We start from the raw sequence: 11,139 nt of genomic DNA on the forward strand, positions 1-11,139 counted from the left end.
CCAAAACGCCGTCCCCACCAGCTACGGTCGGGATCAATCACCTCGTGCAAACAGCCTGACCCAGAACAGCCACTGACTCCAACCAGCTTGACAACACCCGTGAGCGGCACCAGACCCCTCTCAGAGGAGGGCGAGTGCCGCTCAGCTACAGGTTCGTGCCGGAGGCCGGGGGTGAGGCAGGAGGATCCAGCGGGCGGGTGAGGATCGCAGTGGTGGATCGAATCGTGCCCGCCGACACGGAGTGCTCCTCGCCGGTCGGTCGGTAGCCCAACCGCTCCCAGAACCCCTGTGCCGCGTCGGCGTTCGTCCCGACGATCCCGGCGCGGAGCTGCGCGATGTCACCGCGGGCACGCAGCTGGGCGATCACGCTGTCGTGCAGCAGGCGCCCCAGACCGCTGCCCTGAGCGGCATCGTCGACCAGCAGCAGGCCGATGTGGGCGGTCTCCGGGGACGGCCACCCGTGGATGACGTCGCACAGTCCGCGCAGCGCCCCGGAGTCGTCGCGCAGGCCGAAGACGGTCTTTGCGGACGCCTCCGTGCCCGGCGGGCGGTCGGTGAGGACGCCGTGGCCGTCGTCGGCGGCGACCGAGCGTCCCCGGGTTCGCAGCGTGTAGCCGGGGGAGCGGCCCAGAAGCGCCTGGACGTCCTCGGCGTCGTCGGCCGTCAGCGGCAGGATCGTGAAGGTCATGCCGGGCCGGGCCCGTGGTCCTCGGCCGGGTCGTCAGGGGCGGCCGGGGACCTGCGCCGGGCCAGCAGTCCGGTCGCGAAGCTGATCGCGACGATGACCAGCACCACGATCAGCACCGTCGTGAAGGGGATCTGGATGCCGGCGGCTGCGAGCACGATCCAGAAGACGAACAGGGACAGGCCGATCAGCAGGGCGTCACGCAGGGCGCGCATGAACCGCGGGACGATCTGTGCCGAGTGCACGCGCCGCTCGGCGACCGTGTAGTACGCCGCCGCGTCCTTGCGCAGACGACTCGTGTCGACCGCCGGGCGCTCGCGCGCGGTAGTCGCAGCCGGCCGGGAGGACGCGGAGCGGCGAGGTTCCTCCCGGGCTCCGTCGGTGTCCCCGTGCCGGCGGGGCTCCCGGTCCCGATCGGAGGCATCGCGACGGCGAGGTTCCTCCCGAGCCCCCTCCCTCTCGCGGTCGGCGCGCCGGCGGGGCTCCTCGTCCTCCGACCGGCCCTCATCGATCGCCTTGCCGGCGGCGCGGACATAGCCGCTCGCGCGGGACGAGGCGCGCCGGGCGGCGTCACCGGCGGCGGGCGCCTGCTTGCGGGCCGTGTTGCGTGCGGCCTTCGCGTAGGTTCTCCAGTCGGCCATGGCGTCTCCTCGCCTCAGCGGTCCTCACGCGGACGGTCGTCCTCGCGCCACCGGATGTCGCCGCCCCCGCGCTGCTCGACATGGGGGCGAGGGGAGCGGGCGCGGCGGTCGTTGTAGTAGGACAGCCCGACGTTCAGGGCGAGCGTGATCGCCACGGACAGGGCGAAGCCCGCGAACGTGGAACGGACGCCCACCAGGCGCAGCACGATGAACAGTACGCCGATCGCGACCACGCTGAAGCCGAGGTGCTCGCGGATGCGTTGGGCGAGACTGCGGTTTCGTCGGCTCATCTCCGCATCGTATCCGGGGCAGCTGAACGGCAGGGGGCGGGGGAGGCGGTTTCCCGGCCCCGGGTGAGACACCGCGCACACGGGTGGCGGCCGTACGAGCCGGTGCGGCGGAAGCGATACCCTGGCCGTATTCCCAGGGGTGGCACCGAGGCCGAGTGAGGCCTGCCGCCCACTGCCGATATCGAGAGGAATGCACCCCGTGGACCTGTATGAATACCAGGCCCGCGATCTCTTCGAGAAGCACGGTGTGCCCGTGCTCGGAGGAGTCGTCGCGGAGGACCCCGCCACTGCCAAGGCCGCTGCCGAGCAGCTCGGCACCCCGGTCGTCGTCGTCAAGGCGCAGGTGAAGACCGGTGGCCGAGGCAAGGCCGGCGGCGTCAAGATCGCCAAGTCCCCCGAGGAGGCGGAGCAGAAGGCCTCCGAGATCCTCGGCATGGACATCAAGGGCCACACCGTGCATCGCGTGATGATCGCCGCCGGCGCGGAGATCGCCGAGGAGTACTACTTCTCGCTGCTGCTGGACCGGGCGAACCGCAACTACCTCGCCATGTGCTCCGTCGAGGGCGGCGTCGAGATCGAGCAGCTCGCCGTCGAGCGCCCCGAGGCCCTCGCTCGCGTGGCTGTCGACCCCAATGTCGGCATCGACGAGGCCAAGGCCGCCGAGATCGTCCAGGCCGCGAACTTCGACGAGGAGACCGCCCACAAGGTGGCCCCCGTGCTGCAGAAGCTGTGGGACGTCTACCGCGAGGAGGACGCCTCGCTGGTCGAGGTCAACCCCCTGGTCAAGACGGGCGACGGCAGCATCATCGCCCTCGACGGCAAGGTGACCCTCGACGAGAACGCCGCGTTCCGCCACGAGGACCACGCCGAACTGGTCGACGCCAGCTCCGAGGACCCGCTGGAGACCAAGGCCAAGGCGCTGGACCTCAACTACGTCAAGCTCGACGGCGAGGTCGGCATCATCGGCAACGGCGCCGGGCTGGTCATGTCCACCCTCGACGTCGTCGCCTACGCCGGTGAGCAGCACGGCGTCAAGCCCGCCAACTTCCTGGACATCGGCGGCGGCGCCTCCGCCGAGGTGATGGCCAACGGCCTGGACGTGATCCTCGGTGACGAGCAGGTCTCCGCCGTGATCGTCAACGTCTTCGGCGGCATCACCGCCTGCGACGCGGTCGCCAACGGCATCGTCGGCGCCCTGCAGAAGCTCGGCGACGCCGCCACCAAGCAACTGGTGGTCCGGCTCGACGGCAACAACGTCGAGGAGGGCCGCAAGATCCTCGCCGACTTCGCCCACCCCCTCGTCACCCAGGCCGACACCATGGACGGCGGCGCCGCGAAGGTCGCCGAGCTCGCCGCCGCAGGAAAGTGAGCAGCACTCGACATGTCTATCTTTCTCGATGAGAACAGCAAGGTCATCGTCCAGGGCATGACGGGCTCGGAGGGCATGAAGCACTCCCAGCGCATGCTCGACTCCGGCACGACCATCGTCGGCGGCACCAACCCGCGCAAGGCGGGCCAGACGGTCTCCTTCGAGGGCGGCCACGAGGTCCCCGTCTTCGGCACCGTCGCGGACGCCATGGAGGCCACCGGCGCCAACGTCTCGGTGGTCTTCGTGCCCCCGAAGTTCGCCAAGGCCGCCGCGATCGAGGCCATCGACGCCGGCATCGAGCTCCTGGTGATCATCACCGAGGGCATCCCGGTCAAGGATTCCGCGGAGTTCTTCAACTATGCCCAGGCCAAGGGCGGCACCCGGATCATCGGGCCGAACTGCCCCGGCGTGATCAGCCCCGGCAAGTCCAACGCGGGCATCACCCCGGCCAACATCACCGGTCCGGGCAAGCTCGGCCTGGTCTCCAAGTCCGGCACCCTGACCTACCAGATGATGTACGAGCTGGCCGACCTCGGCTTCACCACCTGCATCGGCATCGGCGGCGACCCGGTCATCGGCACCACCCACATCGACGCCCTGGAGGCGTTCGAGGCCGACCCGGACACCGTCGGCGTGGTCATGATCGGCGAGATCGGCGGAGACGCCGAGGAGCGCGCCGCGGCGTACATCAAGGACAACATGACCAAGCCCGTCGTCGGCTACGTCGCGGGCTTCACCGCTCCCGAGGGCAAGACGATGGGCCACGCCGGTGCCATCGTCTCCGGCTCCGCGGGCACCGCGCAGGCGAAGAAGGAGGCCCTCGAGGCCGCCGGGGTCAAGGTCGGCAAGACGCCGACCGAGACCGCAGACCTGATGCGCGAGATCGTCTCCGGGCTCTCCTGAGCGCGGAGCTGCCCCCACCGGGCAGCTGAGATCCTCGTCGGGGCCCGTCCTCGACCACCCGTGGCACGCCCCGGACCCGCGCGGTCCGGGGCGTGCCGCTGTGTGCGGTGGCTGTGCTCGGCGGGCGCTGCGGACGGCCATCCCGCCTGACGGACTAAGCTTGTCGCAGCTACCGCGCGCCCGCCGAGCGCGCCTACCAAGGGAGGGGCCTCGTGACCGGAGATCTCATCGACACCACCGAGATGTACCTGAAGACGGTGTTCGAGCTCCACGAGGCCGGTGTCGCCCCGATGCGTGCCCGGATCGCCGAGCGACTGGGCCACTCGGGCCCGACGGTCTCCCAGACCGTCGCCCGCATGGAGCGCGACGGTCTGCTCCATCTCGACGATCAGCGCCGCATCCGCCTGACCGAGCAGGGCACCGAGGTCGCCGTCGACGTGATGCGCAAGCACCGGCTGGCCGAGCGCCACCTGCTGGACGTGATCGGGCTGGACTACGCCCACGTCCACGAGGAGGCGTGCCGCTGGGAGCACGTGATGAGCCTCGAGGTCGAGCGGCGGCTCGCCGAGAAGCTGGAGCCGCCGTTCACCGATCCGTACGGCAACCCGATCCCGGGCCTCGCCGCCCTCGGCATCGCGGAGACCCACGCCACCACGGAGGGTAAAACCCCCGCCAATCCGCCTCTGGAGCTGCTCGAGGCCATCGCCGACGGTGGCACCGCGACGATACGGCTGGACCGGATCGGCGAACGCGTCCAGAGCGACGTGGAACTTCTCGGTGAACTCGCAGCTCAGGACATCTTTCCCGGGGTCGAGATGCGCGCGGAGAGGGTGGCCGGGACGGTGGTTCTGCGAGGCCCGGCCGGCGGGGAGGTCGCTGTGCCCGAGATCGTCGCGACCCAGCTCCACGTGACCCCTCTTCTGGCCGGGTAAAGCCTCCGTCAAGCTCTTCCCCAGAAGCTTTCAGTTCGGCTCTCAGGGGCACCTGTGACCCCTAGGGTCGAACACGTGCCGAGGCGGCCGAGCCTCGACATTCCCCCCGGAAGAGCCCATCGCGCACCGGGTGCGGAGTACGAGAGCTGCAGAGCGCGAGGGCCGATGCCCGGGGCTGGGAGCGAAACGTGTCGAAGACTGCGAACAACACTCACCGCCGCGCGATGCGCACGGTGACCCCTGCTGTCCGCGCCGGACGCGCCGCCGCCGGAACGGTGATGGCCGCCGGCCTGCTGCTGGGCGGTGCCGCCGCCGCGACCGCCGAGCCGCAGAACGACGCTCCGCAGGCCCCGCAGGCTGAGGGTGCCGCTCCCGCGGTCCTGCCCCCTGTGACCGCTCCCGCCGTCGGCATCCCCGCAGCCGAGTCCGCCGAGGGCGACGACGAGGCCGAGAGCGCCACCGCCGACATCGCGGACATCACCGTCGAGCTTCCCGAGCCCGAGCCGGAACCTGAGCCCGAGCCCGTCGACGAGGAGTCCGACGAGGACGCCCAGAGCGACGAGGCCCAGCAGGATTCCGAGGACGAGGGCGACCAGCAGCGCGAGAGCCGCGAGGACGAGGACGCCTCCCGGTCGAACGAGCGCTCCAGCCGCGAGGACTCCGAGGACGAGCGCTCCGAGTCCGAGGACGATGAGTCGCAGGAGTCCTCCGAGTCCTCCGAGGAGAAGTCGGCACCGGCCCCGTCGGCCGCGAAGGGCAGCTCCGTGCTGGCCACCGCCCGCTCCGGCATCGGGACGCCGTACGTGTACGGCGGTGCCTCGCCGTCCGGCTGGGACTGCTCCGGCTTCGTCCAGTGGGTCTACGCCCAGCACGGCGTCAGCCTCCCGCACAGCGCCGGTGGCCAGGCCTCGGCGGGCACCGTGATCCCCAAGTCCCAGGCCAAGCCGGGCGACCTGGTCTACAAGCCGGGCCACATCGGCATCTACGCCGGAGGCAACACCTTCGTCGACGCCGGCAACAAGCGCGTCGACACCTCCGAGCGCAACATCTACTCCGGCAGCTGGACCTACATCCGCATCGGCTGATCCGTCCCGCATCGAGCACGGCCCCGTACCACCTGGTGGTGCGGGGCCGATCTCGTCCCGGCGGTCGGGGTACGGAGATATCCCGGGCGGTCCCGGTACCGTGTGCGGGTGTCTTCCGCACGTGATCTTCTCGCCGCCCTTCTGCTGACCCTCGCCACCGTCCTCGGTGCCCTCTGGCTGCCCGGCGTGTGGCTCCATGAGCACGTCATCGACCAGGAGGGCTTCCTCGACGTCGCCCAGCCGCTCGCGGAGGATCCCGAGGTCCAGCGCACCCTCTCGGACAGCGCGGTGGAGACGCTGCTGGACGATGACCGGATCCCCGGCTGGGTCGCGGACCAGGTCGCTCCCATCGCCCAGGAGCAGGCCCCGAGGATCACCGGCACCGACATGTACGCGACCCTCTGGGACGAGACCATGGCGGACCTGCACGAGGCCCTGTTCACGCCGGGCGAGGACGAGCTCGGCGTCGACCTCGGCCCCGTGATCGACGAGCTGCTGATCTCCGTCGAAGAGGTCATCCCGTTCGATATCCCGCGGCCCGACGATGCCACCGTCACGCTCGCGACCATCCCGGACGTGCCGCTGCTGAACCAGGCAGCGACCCTCGCGCCCTGGACCGCCTGGATGGGACCGGCAGCCCTCGCCCTCGCCGTCCTCGCTCTGGCGATCGCCGCGCACCGCCGCTCGTTCCTGGTCCTGGCGGGCATCGCCGGGATCCTGGCGGGCGCGCTGACGTGCCTGCTGGCTGATCAGATCGGCACCGTGGTCCCGGACTCCGTGGACCGGGCGGATTTCATCGGTCCCATCGTCCAGGCCTTCGAGGTCCGTTTCGCGGCCGACCTGATGCCCCAGGGCGTGATCCTGCTCGGCGTCGGTGCCCTGGTGGCAGCCGCGGGACTGGTCCTGGTCGGCCTCCGCCGCCGCAGCTGACCCCGTGCCTCAGAGCAGCCCGAGGCGCTCGAAGGCGATCAGTACACCGTGCTCGGCGGGGCCGGGCACCTCCAGATCTGCTGCCTCGCGCAGCGCAGCCGGTGCTCCGTGGATCACGACGCCCGTCCCGGCGGCTCGCACCATCCCCAGGTCGTTCATCCCGTCCCCGATCCCGACCGTCGCGGTGAGGTCGATGCCGAGGTGCCCGGCCACCTGGCGGACGCCGTCGGCCTTGTCGATCTCCCGCAGGTGCAGCTCCCCGGAGCTGGTGTCGTCCTGCGCGATCGAGTTCGGCAGCGCCCCGACCTCCGGGCCGATCTCCTCGGCGAGCTGTTCGACCCGGACCGGCGAGCCCCACAGCGAGATCTTCGCGAAGGAGCACGACGCGAGGTCCGCGGGCGTCCGCGAGGCGTCCACGATGTCCTGAGGGCCGCGGCCGACACCGCCGGCGAGACCGGGCTGCGGGGAGCCGACGCCGGCGCGGATCCGTGCTGCGGTCTCGGGCGTGCAGTACAGCGCTTCGGGGGCCTCGAGGGCGAAGGCCACGCCGTGCCCCTCCAGGATCTCCACGGAGCGACGGCCGAGCTCCTGGGGGAAGCGTGTATCGCGCAGGACGTCCGTGCCCACTCGGACGTACGCCCCCGCGGACGCGACCACCCCGTCGAAGAGCTCGGCGACGTCGGGCGCGACGATCGAGGCGGGCCGCCCGGTGCACAGCAGCACCGTGTGTCCGGCCGAGCGGGCACGGCAGACGGCGTCGGCATGCTGGGGCGGGGCGACGCCGTGAGCGGCGAAGGTGCCGTCGAAGTCGATGAAGACGCAGTGTCGTGCGGGCATGGATCCTCCGGTGCGGGGTGCGGGGTGCGGGGTGCGGGGTGCGGGGAGCGGGTCAGCGCGGGCGGTGCACGCTGATCAGCACGGAGACGGTGACCGGCGGCGGTGAGGCCGGGTCGAGACGGGCGAGGGCAGCATCCAGATCGGCGACCTCGAGGTGCCGGGCGCTCGGGGTCATCCAGGCCAGGTCCCGGGCGGTCTCCGCGGACAGGGACAGGTCGACGTGGAGCTCGCGCCGGGCGGTCTCCGCGAAGTGCGGATCCAACACGGCGTGCAGCCGCTCCTCCTTGTGGGGATCGACGGCGACCATGCCGGGGACCAGGTCGCGCAGCTGGGCGAGGTGCCCCTCGAGCGGCCGCACCACGATCAGGCTCCCGCCGGGGCGCAGCACGCGCGCGAACTCGGTGGGGTTGCGCGGGGCGAAGGCATCCAGCAGCAGGTCGGCACAGCCGTCGGCGAGGGGGAGCGGGGCGAACACGTCCGCGCTGCAGACCGCCGCGCGGTCATGGCTGCGAGCGGCGAAGCGCAGCGAGCGGACGGAGGTGTCGAAGCCCAGCCCGCGAGCGGCGGGGAAGCGATCCAGGAGCCCGGCGAGGTAGTAGCCGGGCCCGCATCCGGCATCGAGGATGGTCGGGGCCGGGCTGCTGCTGCGGGGAGCGTCCGCGGCCAGGTCCGGGACGTGTGACTCGGCGAGGTCACCGATCGCCTCGAGAAGGGGAGCGTAGGCCCCGGTGGCCAGGAACCGCTGTCTGGCCCGGGCCATCTCGTCGTCGTCCCCGCTGGTGGCGCCGCTGCCGCTCAGCAGTGAGACGTAGCCGGCGCGAGCGAGGTCGAAGGTGTGCCCGTGGCTGCAGCGCAGCATGTTCTGCGAGGCCTGCAGGGCGCCCCCGCAGGCGGGGCAGCGCAGCGCATCGAGGAGCCCTGCCAGGGCGGAGGGGACGGCGGTCGGCACCCACATAGAGTACGTGCCGTCGGCCCTCAGGCCTCAGCCCCCTCCACGGCGGCGGTCGCGTGCTTCCGGGCCGAGGAGATGTACTCCCGCAGATGCTGGCCGGTCAGCGTCGAGGCATCCGCGACCAGCTGCGCCGGAGTGCCCTCGAAGACGACCTCGCCGCCTTCGACGCCGGCTCCCGGTCCCAGGTCGATGATCCAGTCCGCGTGCGCCATCACGGCCTGATGGTGCTCGATCACGATGACGGTCTTCCCGGTCTCGACCAGCCTGTCCAGCAAGGCCAGCAGATTGCCCACGTCGGCCAGATGCAGCCCCGTGGTCGGTTCGTCGAGGACGAAGACACCGCCCTTGTCGCCCATGTGGGTGGCGAGCTTGAGCCGCTGGCGCTCGCCTCCGGAGAGCGTCGTCAGCGGCTGCCCGATCGTGAGATACCCGAGCCCGACATCGCTCATGTGCCCCAGCAGCTTCGCCGCGGTCGGCACCTTCGACTCCGGGGCGGAGAAGAACTCCCGGGCCTCGTCCACCGACATCAGCAGGACGTCGGCGATGTTCGTCCCGCCGAGCGTGTACTCGAGCACGGCCGCCTGGAACCGCCTGCCCTCGCACTCCTCGCACGGGGTCGTGACCGTCTCCATGAAGCCGAGCTCGGTGAAGATCACGCCCGCGCCCTTGCAGACCGGGCAGGCCCCCTCCGAGTTGTTGGAGAACAGGGCGGGCTTCACGCCATTTGCTTTGGCGAAGGCCTTCCGAATGGGCTCGAGCAGCCCGGTGTAGGTCGCCGGGTTGGAGCGGCGGGAGCCGCGGATGGCGGATTGGTCGACGACGGTGACGTCGGCCCCGCGCGGCAGGCTGCCGTGCACCAGTGAGCTCTTGCCCGACCCGGCGACCCCGGTGATGACGCTGAGCACCCCCAGCGGGATGTCGACGTCGACGTCGCGGAGGTTGTGGTGGCTCGCGCCGCGGATCTCGATCGCCCCGCTCCGCTCGCGCACCTGCTCTTTCAGAGCGACGCGCCGGTCGAGGTGGCGGCCGGTCAGGGTGGCGGAGGCGCGCAGGCCCTCCACGTCCCCTTCGTACTGAAGCCGGCCGCCCTCGGCGCCGGCGCGGGGGCCGAGGTCGACGACGTGGTCGGCGATCGCGATGGTCTCCGGCTTGTGCTCGACGACCAGCACGGTGTTGCCCTTGTCGCGCAGCGCGAGCAGCAGCTGGTTCATGGTCGCGATGTCGTGGGGATGCAGACCGATGGTGGGCTCATCGAACACGTAGGTGACGTCGGTCAGCGCCGAGCCGAGGTGGCGGATCATCTTGGTGCGCTGGGACTCGCCGCCCGAGAGCGTGCCGGAGGGGCGGTCCAGGGACAGGTACCCCAGCCCGATCATGACGAACGACTCCAGCAGGGCCGAGAGATTGCTCAGCAGCGGCGCGACCGTCGGCCCGCTGTGCCGCTCGCGCAAGGACTCGACCCAGCCCGCCAGATCGGTGATCTGCAGGGCGCTCGCGTCGGCGATGGAGACTCCGTCGATGGTGGAGGTGCGCGCGTGCTCCGCCAGACGCGTGCCCTCGCAGTCCGGGCAGACGATGAACTTCACGGCACGGTCCACGAACGCGCGCACATGGGGCTGCATGGACTCGCGATCCTTGTTCAGCATGGATTTCTGGATCTTCGGGATCAGACCCTCGTAGGTCATGTTCATCCCGTCGATCGAGATCTTCGTCGGCTCCTTGTACAGGAAGTCGTGCATTTGGCGCTTGGTGAAGGACTTGATCGGCTGATCCGACGGATAGAAACCGGAGGAGGCGAAGATCTTCACGTACCAGCCGCCCGCGGAATAGTTGGGGATCGTGAAGGGTCCCTCGTCCAGTGACTTGTTCTCGTCGTACAGCTCGGCGAGGTCGACGTCGGAGATCTGTCCCATGCCCTCGCAGCGCGGGCACATACCGCCCACCCTGGAGTAGCTCGCCTTCTGGGCGATCGTCTTCTCGCCCTTGTCGACGGTGACCGCGCCGGCGCCGCTGACGCTCGGCACGTTGAAGGAGTAGGCGCCCGGTCCCCCGACATGCGGCTCGGCGAGCTTGGAGAACAAGGTGCGCAGGTAGGCGCCCGCATCGGTGACGGTGCCGACGGTGGAGCGCACGTTGGCGCCCATCCGCTCCTGATCCACGATGATCGCCGTGGTGAGGTTCTGGAGCTCGTCGACATCGGGACGGGCGAGGGAGGGCATGAAGCCCTGCACGAAGGAGCTGTAGGTCTCGTTGATCATCCGCTGCGACTCCGCGGCGATCGTGCCGAAGACCAGCGAGCTCTTCCCGGAGCCGGAGACCCCGGAGAAGACGGTCAGCCGGCGCTTGGGGATGTCGAGCGAGACGTCGCGGAGGTTGTTCTCCCGGGCACCGCGCACCCGGATCGCATCGTGGGCATCGGCAGGCGGCTGGTGCGGCGAGGGGGCGGTCATCGGTTCCTCCAGGGCGTCGAGATCGTGCGGCCGGTCCGGGTCCTGCGGTCCTCCAGCCTATCCTT

The 11,139-nt window shown here is 70.7% G+C and carries 11 protein-coding genes; 5 read left to right on the forward strand and 6 right to left on the reverse strand.

The annotated features are described in order from the left end of the window. Positions 1-145: 145 nt before the first annotated feature. The 3 genes from ACFQRJ_RS16160 to ACFQRJ_RS16170 are packed head-to-tail and all read right to left on the reverse strand — an operon-like array spanning position 146 to position 1,616. Positions 146-688: a GNAT family N-acetyltransferase gene (locus ACFQRJ_RS16160; RefSeq protein WP_377020249.1), complete on the reverse strand. Its 543-nt coding sequence runs from the start codon at positions 686-688 to the stop codon at positions 146-148. Next, positions 685-1,326 (reverse strand): hypothetical protein, encoded by a 642-nt coding sequence (locus ACFQRJ_RS16165; protein ID WP_377020250.1) that lies wholly within the window; start codon positions 1,324-1,326, stop codon positions 685-687. Before ACFQRJ_RS16165 ends, ACFQRJ_RS16160 begins: the two co-directional genes overlap by 4 nt. A gap of 14 nt (positions 1,327-1,340) precedes the next feature. Then, positions 1,341-1,616, reverse strand: a complete 276-nt coding sequence (locus tag ACFQRJ_RS16170) for a hypothetical protein (RefSeq protein ID WP_377020251.1) — start codon at positions 1,614-1,616, stop codon at positions 1,341-1,343. A 199-nt stretch (positions 1,617-1,815) separates the two neighbouring features. On the opposite strand from ACFQRJ_RS16170, the gene sucC reads away from it, so the two are divergent. The 5 genes from sucC to ACFQRJ_RS16195 all read left to right on the forward strand — a co-directional run bounded on the left by sucC (position 1,816) and on the right by ACFQRJ_RS16195 (position 6,835). Then, the gene (gene sucC / locus ACFQRJ_RS16175) at positions 1,816-2,985 is read left to right on the forward strand and encodes an ADP-forming succinate--CoA ligase subunit beta (RefSeq protein ID WP_377020252.1); all 1,170 of its coding nucleotides are present in this window, start codon (positions 1,816-1,818) and stop codon (positions 2,983-2,985) included. A gap of 12 nt (positions 2,986-2,997) precedes the next feature. Next, on the forward strand, positions 2,998-3,888 hold the full coding sequence (gene sucD, locus ACFQRJ_RS16180) for a succinate--CoA ligase subunit alpha (RefSeq protein ID WP_377020253.1): 891 nt from the start codon (positions 2,998-3,000) through the stop codon (positions 3,886-3,888). Positions 3,889-4,100: 212 nt separating this feature from the next. Next, positions 4,101-4,820, forward strand: a complete 720-nt coding sequence (locus tag ACFQRJ_RS16185; RefSeq protein ID WP_377020254.1) for a metal-dependent transcriptional regulator — start codon at positions 4,101-4,103, stop codon at positions 4,818-4,820. 188 nt (positions 4,821-5,008) lie between these two features. Continuing rightward, positions 5,009-5,905 (forward strand): NlpC/P60 family protein, encoded by an 897-nt coding sequence (locus ACFQRJ_RS16190; protein WP_377020255.1) that lies wholly within the window; start codon positions 5,009-5,011, stop codon positions 5,903-5,905. 108 nt (positions 5,906-6,013) lie between these two features. After that, on the forward strand, positions 6,014-6,835 hold the full coding sequence (locus tag ACFQRJ_RS16195) for a hypothetical protein (RefSeq protein ID WP_377020256.1): 822 nt from the start codon (positions 6,014-6,016) through the stop codon (positions 6,833-6,835). A gap of 9 nt (positions 6,836-6,844) precedes the next feature. Here ACFQRJ_RS16195 and ACFQRJ_RS16200 read toward each other — a convergent pair whose 3' ends face one another. From ACFQRJ_RS16200 to ACFQRJ_RS16210, 3 genes are read right to left on the reverse strand one after another with little or no spacing between them, the layout of a single operon-like run. Next, the gene (locus ACFQRJ_RS16200; protein ID WP_377020257.1) at positions 6,845-7,672 is read right to left on the reverse strand and encodes an HAD hydrolase family protein; all 828 of its coding nucleotides are present in this window, start codon (positions 7,670-7,672) and stop codon (positions 6,845-6,847) included. Positions 7,673-7,724: 52 nt separating this feature from the next. Then, the gene (locus ACFQRJ_RS16205; protein ID WP_377020258.1) at positions 7,725-8,627 is read right to left on the reverse strand and encodes a putative RNA methyltransferase; all 903 of its coding nucleotides are present in this window, start codon (positions 8,625-8,627) and stop codon (positions 7,725-7,727) included. Positions 8,628-8,647: 20 nt separating this feature from the next. Further along, complete coding sequence (locus ACFQRJ_RS16210) at positions 8,648-11,074, reverse strand: ATP-binding cassette domain-containing protein (protein WP_377020259.1); 2,427 nt, start codon at positions 11,072-11,074, stop codon at positions 8,648-8,650. Between the last annotated feature and the right edge of the window lie 65 nt (positions 11,075-11,139).

Source organism: Brachybacterium sp. GCM10030252 (genome assembly GCF_042666535.1).
Taxonomy (GTDB): domain Bacteria; phylum Actinomycetota; class Actinomycetes; order Actinomycetales; family Dermabacteraceae; genus Brachybacterium.